This is a genomic window from Rhizobium sp. BK060 (assembly GCF_014193145.1).
GTDB lineage: Bacteria > Pseudomonadota > Alphaproteobacteria > Rhizobiales > Rhizobiaceae > Rhizobium.
The window spans coordinates 40,417-60,535 of sequence record NZ_JACHYW010000027.1; the positions used below are offsets into that span (position 1 = coordinate 40,417).

20 protein-coding genes are annotated in these 20,119 nt (G+C 60.2%); 2 read left to right on the forward strand and 18 right to left on the reverse strand.

Annotated features, from left to right (window positions below; all coding sequences use genetic code 11):
* Positions 1 to 2 precede the first annotated feature (2 nt).
* From FHT71_RS24695 to urtA, 11 genes are all read right to left on the reverse strand, one after another.
* Positions 3 to 626, reverse strand: coding sequence for a Urease operon accessory protein (locus FHT71_RS24695; protein WP_183722433.1), 624 nt, complete (start codon positions 624 to 626; stop codon positions 3 to 5).
* A 16-nt stretch (positions 627 to 642) separates the two neighbouring features.
* Positions 643 to 1,050: a lysozyme inhibitor LprI family protein gene (locus FHT71_RS24700; protein WP_007790265.1), complete on the reverse strand. Its 408-nt coding sequence runs from the start codon at positions 1,048 to 1,050 to the stop codon at positions 643 to 645.
* A gap of 19 nt (positions 1,051 to 1,069) precedes the next feature.
* A complete protein-coding gene (locus FHT71_RS24705; protein ID WP_007790266.1) occupies positions 1,070 to 1,375 on the reverse strand; it encodes an urease subunit beta in 306 nt (101 codons plus the stop codon).
* A 10-nt stretch (positions 1,376 to 1,385) separates the two neighbouring features.
* Complete coding sequence (locus FHT71_RS24710; RefSeq protein ID WP_132593451.1) at positions 1,386 to 1,640, reverse strand: DUF1272 domain-containing protein; 255 nt, start codon at positions 1,638 to 1,640, stop codon at positions 1,386 to 1,388.
* 7 nt (positions 1,641 to 1,647) lie between these two features.
* Positions 1,648 to 1,950 carry an urease subunit gamma gene (locus FHT71_RS24715; RefSeq protein WP_007533656.1) on the reverse strand — a complete coding sequence of 101 codons (303 nt, stop codon included), beginning with the start codon at positions 1,948 to 1,950 and terminating at the stop codon, positions 1,648 to 1,650.
* 131 nt (positions 1,951 to 2,081) lie between these two features.
* Positions 2,082 to 2,903, reverse strand: coding sequence for an urease accessory protein UreD (locus tag FHT71_RS24720; RefSeq protein WP_132593449.1), 822 nt, complete (start codon positions 2,901 to 2,903; stop codon positions 2,082 to 2,084).
* A gap of 179 nt (positions 2,904 to 3,082) precedes the next feature.
* Positions 3,083 to 3,778, reverse strand: a complete 696-nt coding sequence (urtE, locus tag FHT71_RS24725; protein ID WP_007790272.1) for an urea ABC transporter ATP-binding subunit UrtE — start codon at positions 3,776 to 3,778, stop codon at positions 3,083 to 3,085.
* Position 3,779: 1 nt separating this feature from the next.
* Positions 3,780 to 4,535, reverse strand: a complete 756-nt coding sequence (gene urtD / locus FHT71_RS24730; RefSeq protein ID WP_132593447.1) for an urea ABC transporter ATP-binding protein UrtD — start codon at positions 4,533 to 4,535, stop codon at positions 3,780 to 3,782.
* A gap of 6 nt (positions 4,536 to 4,541) precedes the next feature.
* On the reverse strand, positions 4,542 to 5,705 hold the full coding sequence (urtC, locus tag FHT71_RS24735) for an urea ABC transporter permease subunit UrtC (protein WP_132593445.1): 1,164 nt from the start codon (positions 5,703 to 5,705) through the stop codon (positions 4,542 to 4,544).
* Positions 5,702 to 7,321 (reverse strand): urea ABC transporter permease subunit UrtB, encoded by a 1,620-nt coding sequence (gene urtB / locus FHT71_RS24740; protein WP_007790276.1) that lies wholly within the window; start codon positions 7,319 to 7,321, stop codon positions 5,702 to 5,704. The genes urtC and urtB overlap by 4 nt, the downstream gene beginning before the upstream one ends.
* Before the next feature lie 195 nt (positions 7,322 to 7,516).
* Positions 7,517 to 8,809: an urea ABC transporter substrate-binding protein gene (gene urtA, locus FHT71_RS24745; protein ID WP_183722436.1), complete on the reverse strand. Its 1,293-nt coding sequence runs from the start codon at positions 8,807 to 8,809 to the stop codon at positions 7,517 to 7,519.
* Between the two features lie 216 nt (positions 8,810 to 9,025).
* Between urtA and FHT71_RS24750 the strand changes: the two genes are divergently transcribed.
* Positions 9,026 to 12,412, forward strand: coding sequence for an ATP-binding protein (locus FHT71_RS24750; protein WP_183722439.1), 3,387 nt, complete (start codon positions 9,026 to 9,028; stop codon positions 12,410 to 12,412).
* The gene (locus FHT71_RS24755) at positions 12,405 to 13,316 is read left to right on the forward strand and encodes a response regulator (RefSeq protein ID WP_007790282.1); all 912 of its coding nucleotides are present in this window, start codon (positions 12,405 to 12,407) and stop codon (positions 13,314 to 13,316) included. The genes FHT71_RS24750 and FHT71_RS24755 overlap by 8 nt, the downstream gene beginning before the upstream one ends.
* Positions 13,317 to 13,346: 30 nt before the next feature.
* Here FHT71_RS24755 and FHT71_RS24760 read toward each other — a convergent pair whose 3' ends face one another.
* The 7 genes from FHT71_RS24760 to FHT71_RS24790 form a co-directional block, all read right to left on the reverse strand.
* Positions 13,347 to 14,318: a D-glycerate dehydrogenase gene (locus FHT71_RS24760; protein ID WP_132593441.1), complete on the reverse strand. Its 972-nt coding sequence runs from the start codon at positions 14,316 to 14,318 to the stop codon at positions 13,347 to 13,349.
* A gap of 127 nt (positions 14,319 to 14,445) precedes the next feature.
* Positions 14,446 to 15,570: a branched-chain amino acid ABC transporter substrate-binding protein gene (locus FHT71_RS24765; RefSeq protein WP_007790288.1), complete on the reverse strand. Its 1,125-nt coding sequence runs from the start codon at positions 15,568 to 15,570 to the stop codon at positions 14,446 to 14,448.
* Between the two features lie 119 nt (positions 15,571 to 15,689).
* A complete protein-coding gene (locus FHT71_RS24770; RefSeq protein WP_007790290.1) occupies positions 15,690 to 16,043 on the reverse strand; it encodes a DUF6867 family protein in 354 nt (117 codons plus the stop codon).
* A 24-nt stretch (positions 16,044 to 16,067) separates the two neighbouring features.
* Positions 16,068 to 16,796 carry an ABC transporter ATP-binding protein gene (locus FHT71_RS24775; RefSeq protein WP_007790295.1) on the reverse strand — a complete coding sequence of 243 codons (729 nt, stop codon included), beginning with the start codon at positions 16,794 to 16,796 and terminating at the stop codon, positions 16,068 to 16,070.
* The gene (locus FHT71_RS24780; protein WP_132593439.1) at positions 16,796 to 17,671 is read right to left on the reverse strand and encodes an ABC transporter ATP-binding protein; all 876 of its coding nucleotides are present in this window, start codon (positions 17,669 to 17,671) and stop codon (positions 16,796 to 16,798) included. Before FHT71_RS24780 ends, FHT71_RS24775 begins: the two co-directional genes overlap by 1 nt.
* Entirely contained in the window at positions 17,671 to 19,065 is a 1,395-nt protein-coding gene (livM, locus tag FHT71_RS24785) for a high-affinity branched-chain amino acid ABC transporter permease LivM (RefSeq protein WP_132593437.1), read from the reverse strand. Before livM ends, FHT71_RS24780 begins: the two co-directional genes overlap by 1 nt.
* Positions 19,066 to 19,069: 4 nt before the next feature.
* Positions 19,070 to 19,972, reverse strand: coding sequence for a branched-chain amino acid ABC transporter permease (locus tag FHT71_RS24790; RefSeq protein WP_007790298.1), 903 nt, complete (start codon positions 19,970 to 19,972; stop codon positions 19,070 to 19,072).
* Positions 19,973 to 20,119 lie beyond the last annotated feature (147 nt).

Below are 20,119 nucleotides of genomic sequence, written 5' to 3' on the forward strand. Positions count from 1 at the left end.
TGTCAGGCTCCTTGGGAGGAAGAAAGGGACGTGCTCGCCGGCAGCCGCGTGACGCGGCCGGCGGCGACATAACTGTCGACGAGCTGCCGTTCGGCAGCAAAGGGGTGCCATTCCCAACCCGCGTGGCCGAAGCCCGCGAGATCGATGGCCGCCTCGGGAAATCTGTTCATCACTTCAGCGATCACGATCATGCCGCTGCTCGGCACGACGTAAGGCGCCGGGTGGTAAGCCGCGAGCGCCGTGTCGACGGCCTCATGAATCACTTTATCAACGACCACATGCGCCTTGCCAACGGCCGTGCAGAACGCATTGAATTGACTCGTGCAATCGTCGCAGAAATCATCCAGCTCGGGATGCGATACGGCAAGTGGCGCACGCAGCTCCGCGAATTTCTCCGGATCGCGCACGCTCCAGATCGCCGCCGCTTCCCGCACGCCGGGATGTTCCCGCCACGCATCGGAGCCGAGCATTGCCTTTGCTGGCCGCCCCGTATTGCAGATCGCGACGACATCGGTGCGGCCCGGGCTCGCCTCATAGGACCGGCATTCGTTGAAGCGGATCACGAATGCGGCATCCACCACCGCGGCCGCCGCTTCTGCTCCGATCTCTCCGTTGCCGACGATCATGATCCTGCCAACCACCTCAGTTGCCCATCGTTTCTGCAAGTTCCTTGAGCTGCTTGGTGCGTTCGTCCGTCAACTCGGCGATGCAGCCGGCGACCAGCATCGGCTCCATCGTGCCGCCGCGCGCCTGGAAGCCTGCCGCCTCGCACTCCGCATCGCGAAAATCGACCCACGCCCGCTGTGCCTTTACAAGCGCCTTCTCGGCACCGCTATCGGCGCCGAGATCCTTGTCGAGCGTAGCAAGCGCCGCGCGCGTAATCTTGTATTGGGCGTTCAGCGCCTTGTCGGCGGTTTCCTGACGCACCTGCTCACAAGCGGTCATGTCGGCCTGCGTGACGGGATTTTTGCAGTCCAGATCTTCGGCACTGGCGCCGAAGGCGATGAACATCGCAACGCCGGCCGCCAGAAGATGCAAGCTCGCGCGCATCGTTTCCTCCCGGGCCACTTTAGAGCTTGCCCATCACGAGCTGGCGGAAACCATAGACCTCGCGCTTGCCGGAAAGCGGGATCAGCGTTACCGATCGCGTCTGGCCGGGCTCGAAGCGCACGGCAGTGCCTGCCGGGATATCAAGTCGCATGCCGTGCGCTTTCTCCCGCTCGAAGGACAGGCCCGCATTCGTCTCCGCGAAATGATAGTGGCTGCCAACCTGCACCGGGCGATCGCCGGTGTTCGAGACCTCGAGCGTTACCGTCGGCGCACCGACGTTCAGCTCGATCTCGCCGCTTGCGGCAATGATTTCTCCTGGGATCATGATTTTCTCCTCACGTGGCCTTGATGGGCATACAGCCATCGGCCTTCAGAACGCGCTTTGTCGAGGCGGGGTATTTGGCAAGCTTGGCCGCCGGGCGCACCGGGCGGCGCACGAGCTCGCCGCCGCAATTCGGGCAGACATCGCCGAGGACATCGGCGATACAATCGGTGCAGAATGTGCATTCGAAGGTGCAGATCATCGCCTCGGAACTGTCAGGCGGCAGATCCTTGTCGCAGCATTCGCAATTGGGGCGCAGCTCCAGCATGTGAACCTCAGCGGATCGGCTCGTGGACCGTCACGAGCTTGGTGCCATCGGGAAAAGTCGCCTCGACCTGCACGTCGTGGATCATCTCGGCGATGCCTTCCATGACCTGGTGACGGCCGATGACATGGGCGCCGGCTTCCATCAGTTCCGCGACCGGGCGACCATCACGCGCGCCTTCGACGACGAAATCGGTGATCAGCGCGATCGCTTCCGGGTGGTTGAGCTTGACGCCCCGCTCCAACCGCCGCCGCGCGACCATGGCCGCCATCGAAATCAACAGCTTGTCTTTTTCTCTCGGTGTGAGGTTCATCGTGCATCCATCTGCTTGGTCAGTGCATGATGCCGAAAAGTCTGAAGCGGTTTTCGGACGACATCATGCTCTACTTCTTAATTTAGAACCGGATTCAGATTTCAGGTCGGAGAACCTGCAATCATCCGGTTCTAGAGATTCCAGACTTTCGGTACCGGCGCTCCATTGCGCAAGGTCGAAATGATCGGGATTAGGATTTTTCTCAAGGCGAAACCGTCGGGCGCCGAAAGACGCACGACGAGCTTGCCGGCCCAGCTGCTGGCGCCGCCCATATGATCTTCGAGCAAGGGACGCACTGCGCTGAGATAAGCTTCCGCACGCGGCCCGACATAGAGCACCGTCGCAAACGCGACCTTGCCACCGAGCACAGCATCCGCACAGGCAAGCGATGCGACACTCCCCTGCAATTGCAGGTCTTCCGCGTGGCAGAGTCGGCCTGCCTTGCGGATACGCCAGCGGTCGCGAAAGAGGCCGGTGTCCACCGCCTCCCCCATCGCCTTGCGGCCAAGCAGGATCGCTTCGACGGCCAGGAATTCGGCATCATCATCGAGATCGACGTCGAGTCTTCGAAACAGCGACGAGCGATCGAACAGAATGGTTTCCTGCGGCAGCCAGTCCAGCCGAGCGTTGGCGCCAACAGAAATGCTGGTGTTGACCTCGGCCGTTCCCGCTGACGCCTTGTAAATCTTCTCGCAGGCCTGGGTGGTGACGTCGATGCGCGTGCTTGGACCGGCATTTACGTTCCAGCTCATCCGGTCGCCGCCGGTGAGGCCGCCTGCCGTATTGATGATGACAGCCTCCATGGAGGAATCGAATGTATCGGGAAGGCGGATTTTTGCCGCTCCCTCCTGATAAAGCTCCTGCAGGCGCGTGCGCCCGTCGAGCGTCTTTGCAGCCAGATGCCCGCACCCCTCGGCTCTTTGCGGTCTCGTGGCTACCGCCCGGTTCGTCATTCCATCCCTTTCCAGTGCACCGCCGGTTGACCCCAGCCGTTTTCATTGAAGTCAGTAACCTGCCGAAAGCAAGCAATTCCTGTGCCGCGCCCATGCGTTCCGCGCCTTCGGACCAGCAGCTTCGACGCACTCAGGAATTGCCGAAGAAAGCAGCATCTGCCCAATGGATTGCCGCAGGATCAGACTGTCAGATGACGACGCGCTTCCGGTGTATCAAGCGTTTCGGCAAGCCCCTCATGAACGATCTCACCGCGATCCATGATGTAGACATAGTCGGCGAGCTCGCGGCAGAAATCGAGATACTGCTCGACCAGCAGGATCGCCATGCCGGTGCTGTCGCGCAGATAGCGGATCGCCCGGCCGATATCCTTGATGATCGACGGCTGGATGCCTTCGGTCGGCTCGTCGAGCACGAGGATCTTCGGCCGCGTCACCATCGCCCGGCCGATCGCCAGTTGCTGCTGCTGTCCGCCCGACAAATCGCCGCCGCGCCGCCCGAGCATCGACTGCAGCACCGGAAACAGGCTGAAAATATCATCAGGGATGGAACGGTCCCGGCGCCCCAGCGGCGCAAAGCCGGTCTCGAGGTTTTCCTTGACCGTCAGCAAGGGAAAGATCTCGCGGCCCTGAGGCACATAGCCGATGCCCTGCTTGGCGCGGGCAAATGGCGGCAGTCCGTTCAGCTTCACGTCGTTGAAGCTGACGCTGCCAGCCGACAGCGGATGCTGGCCGGTAACGGCGCGGAGAAGAGAGCTCTTGCCCACGCCGTTACGCCCCAGCACGCAAGTGATCTTGCCCATGTCAGCCTTGATGGAGATGCCGCGCAACGCCTGTGCCGCGCCGTAGTGAAGGTTTGCATTCTCGACTGTCAGCATCTCACCGCCCCAGATAATTCTCGATCACCTTCGGATCGGAGCTTACGAAATCGATCGACCCTTCGGCCAGCACAGAACCTTCCGCAAGGCAGGTCACCTTGACGCCCAGTTCGCGAATGAAGCCCATGTCGTGCTCGACGACGACCACCGAGCGCGTCTTGGCAATCTCCTTGAGCAGGATCGCGGTTTCCGTTGTCTCGGCGTCCGTCATGCCGGCGACCGGCTCGTCGACCAGGAGCAGCTTCGGCTCCTGCGCCAGAAGCATGCCGATCTCCAGCCACTGCTTCTGGCCGTGCGAGAGATTGGCAGCCAGCTCGTCACGCCGATGCGTCAGCCGCACCGTTTCAAGGATCTCCTCGATACGTGCCTTGTCGTCGGCGGAGAGCCGATAGAACAGCGTCGCAAAGACGCCGCGCTTGCGGTTCAGCGCCAGTTCCAGATTGTCCCATACCGTGTGGCTTTCGAAGACCGTCGGCTTCTGAAACTTGCGGCCGATCCCGAGCTGGGCGATGTCGGCCTCGTCTCTCTTCGTCAGGTCCACGTCGCCGTTGAAGTACACTTCGCCTTCGTCCGGTCGGGTCTTGCCGGTGATGATGTCCATCATCGTCGTCTTGCCGGCGCCGTTCGGGCCGATGATGGCGCGCAGTTCGCCGGGTTCGATGACGATCGAGAGCGAATTCAGCGCCTTGAAGCCGTCGAAGGAAACCGAGACGTTGTTGAGATAGAGAACGCTGTTTGGTTTGACATCAGGGATCATGATCGCTCACTCCGCCGGCTGGATTTTTGCGTCGACGCCCTCTTCCTGAAGCGCGGGCGGTGTGGCCTCCATATTCGGCTTGCGGCGTGACAGATACTGGCCGATCGTGCCGACGATGCCCTTCGGCAGGAACAGCGTGACGAGCACGAAGAGACCGCCAAGCGCGAACAGCCAGAATTCCGGAAACAGGCCGGTAAAGATGGTTTTGCCGCCGTTGACGAGAATGGCGCCAATGATCGGGCCAATCAGCGTCGAACGTCCACCGACCGCCGTCCAGATGACAACCTCGATCGAGTTGGCAGGAGCAAATTCGCCAGGGTTGATAATCCCGACCTGCGGCACATAGAGCGCCCCGGCGATGCCGGCCATCATCGCCGAGACGACGAAGGTGAAGAGCTTGAAGTGTTCGACGCGGTAGCCGAGAAAGCGCGTACGGCTTTCCGCATCGCGTACGCCGACAAGCACCTTGCCAAACTTCGAGCGCACGATGGCGGAGGCGATCAAGAGCGACAACGCCAGCAAGATGGCGGTCGCAGCAAAGAGCGCTGCGCGCGTGCCATCGGCCTGCACGCTGTAACCGACAATCTCCTTGAAGTCGGTCATGCCGTTGTTGCCGCCGAAGCCCATGTCGTTGCGGAAGAAGGCAAGCAGCAGCGCGTAGGTCATCGCCTGCGTAATGATCGAGAGATAGACACCGTTGACGCGCGAGCGGAACGCAAACCAACCGAAGACGAAGGCAAGCAGGCCGGGCACCAGCAGAACCATCAGCGCTGCGAACCAGAACTTGTCGAAGCCGTACCAGAACCAAGGCAGTTCCTTCCAGTTCAGGAACACCATGAAATCGGGCAGAACAGGGTCACCGTAGACGCCGCGCGAGCCGATCTGCCGCATCAGATACATGCCCATCGCATAGCCGCCGAGCGCGAAGAAAGCACCGTGCCCAAGCGAGAGGATTCCGCAGAAGCCCCAGACCAGGTCGAGCGCCAGTGCCAGCAGCGCATAGGTCAGGTATTTGCCAAACAGCGCCATGATGTAGGTCGGGATATGCAGGCGGTTGGTCGGTGCGGTCATCAGGTTGAGCACGGGCACCAGCACGGCGACCGCGAGCAGAATGACGATCGCAGCGATGATCTTGCGGTCGAGAGACCGGAGCAGGAAGGCCGTAATCATGCTTCCACCGCCCTTCCTTTAAGTGCGAAGAGCCCGCGCGGACGCTTCTGGATGAAGAGAATGATGAGAACGAGCACCAGGATCTTGCCGAGCACGGCGCCAGCGAAGGGCTCGAGGAACTTGTTGAGGACGCCGAGCGACAGGGCACCGACAAGCGTGCCCCAGAGATTGCCGACTCCGCCGAAGACCACGACCATGAAGCTGTCGATGATGTAGCTCTGGCCGAGGTTCGGCGACACGTTGTCGATCTGCGAGAGTGCGACGCCCGCGATGCCGGCAATGCCGGAACCCAGCGCAAAGGTAAATGCGTCGACCCAACCGGTACGGATGCCCATCGACGACGCCATGCGGCGGTTCTGAGTAACCGCGCGCATCTGCAATCCGAATGCCGAGCGCTTCAAGAGAACAAGCAGCGCAAAGAACACCACCATCGAGAAGACGATGATCCAGAGACGATTCCAGGTGATCGAGAGACCGCCCAGTTCGAATGCGCCGGACATCCAGCTCGGATTGCGCACCTCGCGGTTGGTCGGGCCGAAGATTGTCCGCACCGCCTGCTGCAGGATCAGCGACACGCCCCAGGTGGCGAGCAGCGTTTCGAGCGGGCGGCCGTAGAGATAGCGGATGACGACGCGCTCGATGACGAGGCCGACGAAGCCAGTGAAGAGGAAGGCCGCGGGAACGGAGAAGGCCAGCGAGTAGTTTCCAAGTTGCGGAAATGCGGAGCTGATGTACTCCTGCACGACGTAGGTCGTGTAGGCACCGATCATCACCATTTCGCCGTGCGCCATGTTGATGACGCCCATGACGCCGAAGGTGATGGCAAGGCCGATCGCCGCGAGCAGCAACACCGACCCGAGCGACAACCCGTACCATACATTCTGCCCGACATCCCAAAGGGCGAGGCTGCGGTTGATCGCATTGATATGGGTCTGAATGGCGCCCTTCAGTTCGTCAGGCGCGGTTGCCATCGCCGAATTCAGGATGGTCAGCGCATCGCGCCCACCGCGCGCCGCGACCGTATCGATCGCAGCCTTTTTCTCTTCGGCGCTGACGTCGCTCTTCGCCACCATAACGGCGCGCGCCGCTTCCATCGCATTCCTAACTTCGGCGTCCTTCTCTTCGGCCAGCGCCGAGGTGAGAAGATCAAGGTTTGCTGGATCGGCGTCCTTGAGCAATCCCTGAGCCGCCGCAAGCCGCGCGCCGCGATCCGGGCTCAGCAGCGTCAGCTGGCTCGTAGCGGTGGCAATCACCGTGCGCAACGAATTGTTGATCTTGACCTTGGACATATAATCCGGATCGACGTCGGAGACGACCTCACCGGAAATCGGGTCGGCGTAGGTCGGCTCATCCTCGGCGCCGCCCTGCACCAGCACAGGGCCGCCGGTCTCGGAATTCACGTAAAGCTGGCCGTCGCTCAGCAGCTGCAGAATCTCACCGACACGCGGGTCCTTGGAGGCGACCAGTGCCTTGATCGCGGCTTCGCGCTCAGGGAAATCGCCGACGCCAAGCGCATCGATAAGCGGATGAATATCTTCCTGCGCTTTGAGCGCAGTCGCAAAAGCCGGCACTGCCAGGCATAGGGTCAAAAGCAAAATCTTGATGGCGCGATACATCGGCTTTGTTGCCTCGGTTATCGTTGGCCTTCCGGCGCAAGCGAGAAAATTAAGCCTTCAAATCGGCATCGATCCTAACCGTGGAACCGGCGCCGTCCGAAGCATCAAGGCTGCGCTTCGGAGATGGACCTTCCGCCCGGACAGGAGAGACCGGGCGGAAGTCTTCAGGCGTCAGAGTGACGGGGTGGAACGCACTCAGGAGCCCTTGCCGCCGCACTTGCCCGAGGCAACATTGAAGTTGCCGCAGTTCATTGGCTTGCGCCAATCGGAGATCAGGTCCTTGGAGTCGGGCAGGTAGTCGGACCATTCGTCGCCGACGACCGCCGGGGTCTGCTGAACGATTTCGAACTGGCCGTCGCCCTGGATTTCGCCGATCAGCACCGGCTTCGTGATGTGGTGGTTCGGCATAACGGTCGCATAGCCGCCCGACAGGTTCGGAACGGTGGTGCCGATGATCGTGTCGAGAACCTTATCCGTGTCGGTCGTGCCGGCAGCCTGAACAGCCTTAACCCAGGCGTTGAAGCCGATATAGGCGGCTTCCATCGGGTCGTTCGTCACGCGCTTGTCGTTCTTGGTGAACTCGTGCCACTGCTTGATAAACTTCTTGTTGGCCGGGCTTTCGACCGACTCGAAGTAGTTCCAAGCAGCGAGGTGGCCGACGAGCGGCTTGGTGTCGAGACCGGCAAGCTCTTCTTCACCGACCGAGAAGGCGACGACCGGGATATCGGTTGCCTTGATGCCCTGGTTGCCGAGTTCCTTGTAGAACGGAACGTTCGCGTCACCGTTGATGGTCGAGACCACGGCCGTCTTCTTGCCAGCGGAACCGAATTCCTTGATCTTCTTCACTTCCGTCTGCCAATCGGAGAAGCCGAACGGCGTGTAGTTGATGATGATGTCTTCCTTCGGAATACCCTTGGATTCGAGATAGGCTTCCAGAATCTTGTTCGTCGTGCGCGGATAGACGTAGTCGGTGCCTTCGAGAACGAAGCGCTTAACGCCTTCCTTTTCCATCAGGTAGTCGACCGCAGGGATCGCCTGCTGGTTCGGAGCAGCACCCGTGTAGAATATGTTGCGCGAAGACTCTTCGCCTTCATACTGGACTGGGTAGAAGAGGATCGAGTTGAGCTCTTCGAATACAGGCAGAACCGACTTGCGCGACGAGGACGTCCAGCAACCGAAGACGGCCGCAACCTTGTCCTTTTCGATCAGTTCGCGTGCCTTTTCGGCAAACAGCGGCCAGTCGGAAGCCGGGTCGACGACGACAGCTTCGAGCTTCTTGCCGAGAAGGCCGCCCTTCTTGTTCTGCTCGTCGATGAGCATCAGCATGGCGTCCTTCAGCGTCGTTTCGGAGATCGCCATCGTGCCGGACAGCGAATGCAGAACGCCGACCTTGATGGTGTCGTCAGCCGCAATGGCTCCATGGAAAGCGGCCGTGGCCGACAGGACGGCGCCGAGTGCGGCGCCCGTGATATAGGACTTGAGATTCATCTGGTTGATCCCCTCTTCTTGTTGGACAACAGGCCGAAACGGCAGTTAACTGTTGCTTAAGGGACTATCCGGTGCTGCACTGCGAAAGCGTATACGTAATATGACGTAGTGGACGGGGCGAAATGTGCAGTTTTGCGCTGCACCGCACTCTTAAGCCTCGTGTCGTTCCGTGTTACGAACGCATGACAAGGGGAACAAAGGGGCTGGCACCAAGGCATGGCAGCGCGGCAACGCATCATTCCGGTCAGGCGCGAATACAATCGCTGGGTGGCGAACCAGACGCTGGAAGACTACGCGCTGCGCTTTACGGCAAAGAGCGCCCGGCAGTTCTCGTCGCAGCGCATCTCGCAGACGGCGATCGGCGCCATCTCTTTCCTGGCGCTGGAAGCGATCGGCGGTGCGATCACCCTTTCTTACGGTACGACCAACGCCTTTTTCGCCATTGTCGTCGCTAGCATCGCCATGCTCGCCATCGGCCTGCCGATCAGCCGCTATGCGATCCGCCACGGCGTCGATATCGATCTGCTCACCCGCGGCGCAAGCTTCGGCTATATCGGCTCGACGGTCACATCCCTGATCTATGCCAGCTTCACCTTCATGCTGTTTGCGATCGAGGCATCGATCATGTCCGGCGCGCTGGAGCTGACGCTCGGAATCCCGTTATGGATCGGTTACATCATCAGCGCCGTCATGGTCATTCCGCTGGTCACGCACGGCGTCCGACTGATCAGCCGGTTCCAATTGCTTACTCAGCCTTTCTGGATCGTCCTCAACATTTTGCCCTTCCTCTTCATCGCCGTGATGGATTGGGAGAAGTTCGATCTCTGGCGTGCCTTTGCCGGTATCCGCCATGCTTCCGGGCCGCCGGGCACCGTAGCACCGTTCGATCTCGTCGAGTTCGGTGCCGCCTCGGCCGTCATCCTGGCGCTGATGTCGCAGATCGGCGAACAGGCCGACTTCCTGCGCTTTCTGCCGCCGGAAAAGCAGCGCAACTGGCGCCACCGGCTCGCGGTGTTTCTGGCCGGTCCCGGTTGGGTGATTATCGGGGCGCCGAAGCTGCTAGCGGGCTCCTTCCTCGTCGTACTCACCTTCGCTTCGGGCGTGCCGGTCGATCGTGCCGCCGATCCGGCCCAGATGTACCTGACGGCCTTCGGTTACATGATCCCCTGGCACAATGCCGCGCTTTTGCTGATGGCGGCCTTCGTGGTGGTCTCGCAGTTGAAGATCAATGTGATGAACGCCTATGCGGGGTCGCTCGCCTGGTCGAACTTCTTTTCCCGCCTCACGCATAGCCATCCCGGTCGCGTCATCTGGCTCGTCTTCAACGTCGCGATCGCCCTTCTGCTGATGGAACTCGGCATCTACAAGCTGCTCGAGGAAACGCTCGGCATCTTCTCGATCATCGCCATGGCCTGGCTCTGCACGATCTCGGCCGATCTCTTCATCAACAAACCGCTCGGCCTGGCCCCTCCCGGCATCGAATTCAAGCGCGCCCACCTCTACGACATCAACCCGGTTGGCCTCGGCGCAATGACGCTGTCGGCTAGCATTGCGCTAATCGCGCATTTCGGTGTGTTCGGCTCCATCGCCGCATCGCTGGCGCCCTACATCACACTTGTCGTCGCGCTGATCGCTTCGCCCTTGATTGCCTGGGGGACAAGAGGCCAGTTCTATCTGGCCCGCAAGCCGCGCCACAGCTGGAAGAACCTCACCAACATCACCTGCTCCGTCTGCGAGCATCCCTTCGAGCCGGAAGACATGGCCTGGTGCCCGGCCTATGCGGCGCCGATCTGCTCGCTCTGCTGTTCGCTCGACAGCCGCTGCCACGATATGTGCAAGCCGAAGGCGCACTTCAACGCGCAGATCGGCACGGTCGCCAAGGCAGTGCTGCCGGAAACCGTGGTCGAGAAGCTGACCACCCGCCTCGGTCGCTACGGCATCGCCGTCGTGCTGGCGCTGACGGCCGTCGGCGTCATCCTCGCGATGATCGCCCATCAGGTTTCCTCAGCGTCCCCGGAGACCGCCGAGGTCGTCAACGGAACGATCCTCGTCGTCTTCTTCGTCTTTGCCGTGATTGCGGGCGTCGTCTGCTGGTTCTATGTCCTGGCGCACGACAGCCGCGTGGTAGCCGAAGAGGAGTCGTCCCGCCAAAACACGCTGCTGTTGAAGGAAATCGCTGCCCACAAGAAGACTGACGCCGCCTTGCAGACCGCAAAGGAGACGGCGGAGGCGGCCAACCGGGCCAAGAGCCGCTATGTGGTCGGTCTCAGTCATGAACTGCGCACGCCCCTGAACGCGGTGCTCGGCTACGCGCAGATTCTCGAGCGCGACGAAACGATCCCGGCTCCACGCCAGTCCTCGATCAAGGTCATCCGCCGCAGCGCGGAACATCTGTCCGGCCTCATCGATGGCCTCCTCGATATTTCCAAGATCGAAGCCGGGCGTCTGCAGGTCTATTCCAATGAGATCAACATCCAGGATTTCCTGGATCAGGTCGTCGACATGTTCCGCCCGCAGGCGCAAGCCAAGGGACTGACCTTCCATCACGACCGCTCGCCCGCCCTGCCCCATTTCGTGCGCACCGACGAAAAGCGGCTGCGCCAGATTCTGGTCAACCTGCTTTCCAATGCCATCAAGTTCACGGACGAAGGCAGCGTCACCTTCGACGTCGGCTATCGCAGCCAAGTCGCGACCTTCACCGTCACCGACACCGGGCGCGGCATCGCCGAGAAGGATCTGACCCGCATCTACGAGCCGTTCCAGCGTGGAGAAGCCGACAGCATCCGGCCGATGCCAGGCCTCGGTCTTGGCCTGACAATCACGCAACTGCTGACCAACACGCTCGGCGGCGAAATCTCGGTGAGCAGCGAGAAGGATCATGGAACCGTGTTCCGGGTTCGGCTCATGCTTTCAGCGGTCCTTCGCGAAATGGTCGTCCCGCCGCAGGAAAAAAAGATCGTCAGTTACAACGGCCCTCGACGCACGATCGTCGTCGTGGACGATAACGAGGATCACCGCGAAATGATGCGCGAGGTGCTTGCCCCACTTGATTTCATCGTCCTGACGGCGGCGAGCGGGGCGGACTGCCTAACCTTGATCGAAGGCATTCAGCCCGATCTGTTCCTCGTCGACATCTCGATGCCCGGCATGAATGGCTGGCAACTCGTTTCTCGCCTGCGTGCCAATGGACAAACCGCTCCGATCGTCATGCTGTCCGCCAATATCGGCGACGCTGCAGCTCACCGCGACAGTGACGACAGCCACGACGATGCGATCGGAAAACCCGTCGACATCAGGCAGCTGCGGGACAAGCTTGCGCTCCATCTCGGCTTGAAATGGCTCTATGCGGAGGACGTCCAGCCACCCGCTGTCAAGCGCGAACAACCGTTGGTCAGCCCGGGGCCTGCACACGTCCAGGAATTGTTGCGGCTCGCCGAGATCGGCTACATCAGAGGCATCGAAGCAAAGCTCACCGACCTTGCCAAGGATGAGGCAAATCAGCCATTTACAGAGGAGCTTCGTTCCTATGCGGCCTCATTCGATCTGAATGGCCTCATGAACTTCCTCCACCGTTTTGATGAGAAGGTAGAAACCCTTGGCTGAGCTCCCGCGCGATATCGTTTTGCTGGTGGATGACTCGCCGGAAGCATTGGGGTTCCTGACCGATGCTCTGGAGCAGTCCGGCTTCTCCGTACTGATCGCCACATCGGGCTCGGCTGCGCTGAATATTGTGGAGCGCATTACCCCAGACCTCATTCTCCTGGATGCGGTCATGCCATCTATGGACGGCTTTGAGACTTGCAGGAAACTCAAATCGAACCCGGCAATCAGCCAGATACCGGTCATCTTCATGACCGGTCTGACGGAAACCGAGCATGTCGTTCGCGCTCTTGAATCCGGAGGCGTCGACTACCTGACGAAGCCGATCAATATCGACGAGCTGCGAGCGCGGATCGGTGTCCACCTGCGCAACGCACGTTCGACACAGAGCGCGCGCGTTGCGCTGGACGCTGCCGGCCGGCATTTGCTTGCGGTCAAGGGCGACGGCGACATTCACTGGTCGACGCCACAGGCAACACGCCTCGTCAACGCTGCAATGGACAGAGACGACGCCATGGACACGGTGGTCACTAAGATTGCCGAGTGGATGAAAACCCGCCCGGCCTCAGCTCGCGACGGCGCGATCTCGCTTTCGCATGCCGGCAAGGAGGTGCTTCAGCTTGCCTTTTTGGGCGCGATCGGTGCTGACGAATATCTGTTTCGCCTGACGGCAAACAATGCGCGCGCCGATGACGAGGTGCTGCGCCGGCATTTCTCGCTAACACAGAGAGAATCCGAAGTGTTGTTGTGGATTGCGAAGGGCAAGGCCAACCGCGATATCGGCGAGATTCTCGGCCTGTCGGCGCGCACCGTAAACAAGCATCTCGAACAGATCTATGTGAAGCTCGGCGTCGAAAACCGCGCCTCCGCCGCCGTCAAGGCCGCTCATGTCCTGCACGAGACCTGATCCCACCATCCGGCAGATCGAGCCGACAGCTCAAACAACGCGATCCGGCGGCGACCTTCCCTCGAAGAAGGCGGTTACGTTATCCACCACCTTCATCCCCATCGCCGTACGGGTTTCCTCCGTTGCGCTCCCGAGATGAGGCAGTAGAACGACATTCTCCATGGCTCTTAGCGCATCAGGCACGTTTGGCTCGGCCGCGTAGACGTCGAGCCCCGCACCGCGGATGACACCGTCCTGCAGAGCCGCAATCAACGCGGCCTCATCGACGACATCGCCACGCGCCGTATTGATCAGGAACGCGCCCGGCTTCATCGTCGCAAGCCGCGCAGCATTCATCAGGTGCCGGTTTTCCGCGCCGCCGGGGCAATGCAGGGAAACGAAATCGGATAGCGCCAATACGTCCTCGACCGTTTGCAATTGCCGCGCGCCGTGGCGCGCTGCTTCAGCAGGATCGACTGGTGACCTGTTGTAGAAGACCACGTCCATGCCGAAACCGAAATGACAGCGCTGTGCGAACGCCTTGCCGATACGTCCGAAGCCGATAATGCCGACCGTTTTGCCGGTGACCTTCGTTCCAATCATGTGTGTCGGGCACCAACCGGCCCACTCACCGGAACGCACCTGCCGCTCGCCCTCACCACCCCGCCGGGCGACCGTCAGCAGCAACAGCATGGCGATGTCAGCCGTGCAGTCCGTCAGCACGCCGGGCGTGTTTGTCACCACGATCCCGCGATCCTTGGCTGCATTGGTGTCGATATGATTGTAGCCGACCCCGAAATTGCCGAGTATGCGCGCACGCGGCATCGCACCGTCGAAGACAGCCGCCGGCAATCGGTCGGAGACAGTAGGCAGAACCGCATCGTACTCTGCCAGCGCTTCGCTCAACGCCTGCCCGCTCATGGCGACGTCATCCAGATTCAGCGTTGTATCAAAACGGTCAAAGAGAATGCGTTCGACCGCTGCGGGCCAGCGGCGCGTGACCAGAATGCGTGGCTTGGACATGGTGACTTCTTCCGGATGCTGTGATTGGCTTTCTAGCCAGTAGCGCAAAAAGACCGAGGGGCCAAACGGAAGAAGCCCGGTCTTGCGACCGGGCTTCCTGAAACCGCACCAAAGTGGGTCTGACCCCTTACTTGGCGTCCTGCGGGAAGTAGCTGTACTTGCCGTCCGGACCCTTCTTCCACTCGTACATGATGTAGCCGGGAAGCTTCGGGTCGCCCTTTTCGTCGAAGGACATATCGCCGAGAACGGTCGGGAACGGGCCCTTTGCCTTCATTGCAGCGGCAACGGCTTCTGAGTCCGTCGAACCGGCAGCCTTGGCACCGCCAGCGATCGACTGCAGCGCGGCGTAGGAGTAGAGCGTGTAAGCTTCCGGGTTGAAGCCAGCGGCCTTGAACTTCGCAACGAGGTCCTTGTTGGCCGGGTTCAGCGTCGGATCGGGACCGAAGGTGTTCAGCGTACCGGCGACTGCGTCGCCAGCAATCGATGCCAGTTCGTTCGAAACGATACCGTCACCGGACACCAGGGTGGCCTTGAGGCCCTGGTCGGCTGCCTGGCGGATGATCAAACCAGCTTCGGTGTGGAGACCACCCCAATAGATGATCGAAACGCCGGCTTCCTTCATCTTGGCGATCAGGGCCGAGAAATCCTTGTCACCAACGTTAATGCCTTCATAGATGGCTTCGGTAACGCCAGCAGCGTTCAGAGACTTCTTGGTTTCGTCAGCGAGACCCTGGCCGTAAGGCGTCTTGTCGTGGACGACTGCGATCTTGGCGTCCTTGAAGTGGTCGGCGAGATACTTGCCGGCAATTGCGCCCTGCTGGTCGTCACGGCCGCAAGTACGGAACGTGTTCCAGAGACCGCGCTCGGTGAACTTCGGGTTCGTAGCGGCCGGGGTGATTTCGAGGATACCGTTTTCAGCGTAGACTTCGGAAGCCGGGATCGAAACGCCCGAGTTGAAGTGGCCGATAACGAACTTGACGCCGTCAGCAGCGAACTTGTTCGCAACCGAGATGCCCTGCTTCGGGTCGGAGACGTCGTCGCCGAGCACGATCTTGACCTGCTCGCCGTTGATGCCGCCAGCCGCGTTGATGTCAGCGGCCGCCTGCTCTGCGCCCTTCTGGAGCTGAGCGCCGAACGCAGCGTTCGGGCCGGTCAGCGGACCAGCAACGCCAACGATGATGTCGGCCCATGCGTTGCCGCTGAAGGCGACCATCGCCGTCAGAGCTACAGCCGACAGGAGAGACTTTTTCATTTTGTTACTCCCAATTTTCTAGCGGGTTCCGTTCCACTACCCAGCGCATTACCCACCTTACTGCGCCAGGAAACTTGTTCTACTCCGAGGGGCAATCTGTCCCTAGATTCAACCGGCTGTCAATGTTTTGCCTTCCAGGAGAAGGGGGACGTCTTTTCGTATAGCCAGTAGTAGTTGTTGACCATCTGGTTGGTCCGGCGATAGCGATAGCCGGCCGTTGAGAAGATCAGAAGCAGGACCAGGTCGATCACATAGTAAAAGAGACTGAGAACTGGTCCATTAAACAGCGCGTGATGCAGGAATTGCATCGCGCCGGCGAGCAGAACCGTATAGACGATCACCAGCGGATAGCCGCTCCAGCTCTCGGCCGCGGCTCTGCCGGCCCGCCACGCCGTCCAGAATCCAATCAGCACGACAAAAAGCCGAATGGCGCTGCGCACGCCCGTATCGCCTTCAAAGAAAAGTCCCTGCATATCAAAGTCTCCCCTTCGTCATGCTCAATGCCGTCCGCCTTCGAGATAGGCGGCACGCACTTCCGGATTGGCGAGCAGCTCCGCACCGGAACCGCTCATCGTGACCTTGCCGTTGACCATGACATAGGCACGGTCCGACAAGCGCAGTGCTGCGAAGGCATTCTGCTCCACGAGGAAGACGGTCAGCCCTTCTTCCTTGTTCAACTTCTTGATCGCCTCGAAAATGCCCTTGACGATCAGCGGCGCAAGACCAAGCGACGGCTCGTCCAGCAGCAGCAGCTTCGGACGCGCCATCAGCGCGCGGCCGATCGAAAGCATCTGCTGCTCGCCGCCCGAAAGTGTGCCACCGCGCTGGGCCTGGCGCTCCTTGAGGCGCGGGAACATCGCGAAGACCTTCTCGACGTCCTCGCTGAAGTATTTCAGGTTGTCGAGGCCGGCACCCATCTGGAGATTCTCCATGACGGTCATGCGCGGGAAAATACGACGTCCTTCCGGCGACTGCGCAATGCGCAGCCGTGCGATCTCATGTGTCGGTAGACGCGTGATGTCGCGGCCATCGAAGACCACCGAGCCGTTGCGCGCCTGCGGGCTTCCGCAGATCGTCATCATCAGCGTCGATTTCCCGGCGCCATTGGCGCCGATCAGGCTGACGATCTCGCCACGATGGACCTCGACATCGATTCCGGCCAAGGCCCGGATGTTGCCGTAATAGGTTTCAACGCCCTGAACTTTCAGAAGTAGCTGACCAGTCATCAGTGCGAGCCTCCTTCGAGGTTCTCTACGGCTGCAATCACTTCTTCCACTTCCTCGTCCTCGACACCGAGATAGGCTGCGATAACCCGCGGGTCGTGCTTCACTTCATCAGGCGTGCCGTCGGAAATCTTCTGACCGTATTCCAGCACGACGACATGGTCGGAAATTTCCATGACCACCGACATGTCGTGCTCAATCAGCAGGATCGACGTGCCGCTGTCAGTACGAATGCTGCGCAGCAGCGCGTTCAGCGCAGCCGACTCGCGCGGATTGAGGCCAGCGGCGGGCTCATCGAGGCACAGAAGCTCCGGTTCGGTGCACATGGCGCGCGCGATCTCGAGCCGGCGCTGAGCGCCGTAGGGCAGATCGCCAGCCGGATCATCGGCGCGATCGACGAGATCGGCCTTCTCAAGCCAGTGGCGCGCCAGTTCGATGGCGTTCTTCGCCTCAGCCCGATACGGCCCGATGCCCACCAGACCCATCACGGTAAACCCGGACGCCTTCATCAGCTTGTTGTGCTGGGCGACGAGCAGGTTTTCGAGAACCGTCAGGCCGGAGAACAACCGGATGTTCTGGAACGTGCGGGCGACCCTTGCATCCTTGGTGATCCGGAAGTCCGCAAGGCGTTCCAGCAGAAACTCCTTGCCGTCCTTCTGCTTCAGCGTGATCATCCCCATCGTCGGCTTGTAGAAGCCAGTGATGCAGTTGAACACGGTGGTCTTGCCGGCACCGTTGGGGCCGATCAGCGCGGTAATGTCGCCCCGCTTGGCTTCGAACGAGAAGTCGTTGATTGCCATCAGGCCGCCGAACTTCATCGACAGGTGCTCGACCTTGAGCAAAGTATCGCTGGTCATGTTTGTTCCCTGAGGGCTCATCAACCATGGCCCTCCTTGGTAAAGCTGCCGGAAACTGCCTTGCGCTCCTTAAGGAAGGCTGTCGGTTCACGCGACCCCACGAAGCCGCGCGGCTTGATCAGCATCACGACGACCATTGCCAGACCGAACAGCAGCATGCGGTAGAGCTCAGGCGTGAAGTCCGGTCCGAAAATCATCTTCAGGAAGGCCATCTCACGCAGCAGTTCCGTGCCGCCGACCATGACGATTGCGGCAATCGCGATACCCGTCAGCGAGCCCATGCCGCCGAGAACGACGATGGCGAGAATAACCGCCGATTCCAGGAAGACGAACGATTCGGGGGAAACAAAGCCCTGACGAGCCGCAAAGAACGAGCCGGCGAAACCACCGAACATGGCTCCCGTCGCAAAGGCAGTGAGTTTCGTCGTCACCGTATTGATCCCGAGCGAGCGGCAGGCGATTTCGTCTTCGCGCATGGCCTCCCACGCACGGCCGATCGGCATCCGGCGCAGGCGGATCGTCACATAGGCGGTCAGCATGCAAAGGGCCAGGATCAGGTAGAAAAGGAAGATCTTGTAGTAGGCCGATGACATCGGCAGGCCGAAGAGCTTGGCAAAGCCGCCCGCGCTCGCATCGAACGGAATGCCGAAAAGCGTCGCCTTCGGAATGCCCGATATACCGAACGTTCCCTTGGTGAGATCCGTCCAGTTGATGATCACCAGGCGAATGATTTCACCGAAGGCCAGCGTTACGATCGCGAGATAGTCACCACGCAGTCGCAGAACCGGGAAGCCCAGAATGACACCCCACAGCGCGGCCAGAATACCGGACAGAGGCAGCAGCACCCAGAACGACAGGCCGAAATAGCTGGATAGAAGCGCGTAAGAATACGCCCCGATCGCGTAGAAGGCGACGTAGCCGAGATCGAGCAGGCCAGCGAGACCGACGACGATGTTCAGTCCCCAGGCCAGCATCACATAGATCAGGATCTGGATACCAAAGTTATCCACCCACTTCAGCGAGCCCTGTGGACCGGCGACGGCATAGATAAACGCCGGATAGAGCAACAGCGCGATGAGCGCGATCTTCAAGAAATGCGTGTGGAAAAAGCCCTTTTCGGTTGAGATATCAAGCTCGCCACGACGCGCCTTCGCCAACTTGCGCGCATCGAGATGCGGCCTGACGAAGACGACCGTCAGGAAGCGACCGACGGCAGCAATCGCCACGAAGATGGCAAGGAGGCCCCAGCGCTGGACGATGATCAGTTCGTTGCTGATGTTCTGGTCGGTCTTCAGGCCGACGTAGAGCACGAACATGCCGAACGAGATGAGAGCCGCGAACAGAGCTTCTTTAATACCCTTCTGAACAAGTCCAGCGTTTGCGGACTTGTCAGCGGAACGTACAGCATTTTCCATGACGTTAAACCTTCTCGACTTCCGGCCGGCCCAGGATACCTGTCGGCTTGAAGATCAGCACGAAAGCGAGGATGGCGAATGTCGCCACATCCTTGTACGCGATGGTGAAGTAAGCCGACCACAGCGACTCGATGAGACCGATCATCAGTCCGCCGAGAACAGCGCCCGGCAAGGAGCCGATGCCGCCAAGAACAGCCGCGGTGAACGCCTTCACACCGGGTACGAAGCCGTCGTTGAAGTTCACGACACCATAATACATCAGATACATCGTGCCTGCGACCGCAGCGAGCGCCGCACCCATGATGAAGGTAACGGAAATCGTCTGATCGACATTGACGCCCAGCAACGCCGCCATCTTACGATCCTGTTCGGTTGCACGCTGAGCGCGTCCGAGGGACGTATGGTTGACGAGGTACCAAAACAGCGTCAGCAGCACCGCCGTGATCACGATGATGACGATCTGCTTCAGCGAAACGGAGATGCCGGCGATATTGTAAACGCTGCTGACCAGCGGCGGGATCGGCTTGTTGCGCGGACCTTGCGTGACCTGAATGAAGTTCGACAGCGTGATCGACATGCCGATCGCGGTGATCAGCGGCGCGAGGCGGAAGGATCCGCGCAGCGGACGATAGGCAACGCGCTCGATCGTCCAGTTCCACAAACTTGTCATCAGCATCGCAATGAGCAGCATAACCAGGAGCAGAACCGCAACCGGAAGGCCTGCGAACATGGAAGTGAGGACAAGAAAGACAATAAGGCCGGCAAAACCGCCAAGCATGAAGATATCGCCATGGGCGAAGTTGATCATGCCGATAATGCCGTAAACCATCGTATAGCCAATAGCCACAAGGCCATAGATGGATCCAAGAGTCAGCCCATTAACGAGCTGCTGGACAAAATATTCCATATGTCATTTCCCCTGGATGCGAGCCGGTTCAGCCAGCATCTCTTGTTATTAGAGCCCTTAGCGAGCCCTTGATTAAGGATTTCATACCGCTTTCAAACCAAAAGGGAAGCGCAAAATCGCAAAGCCCCAAAGTTCTTTGCCGTTTTG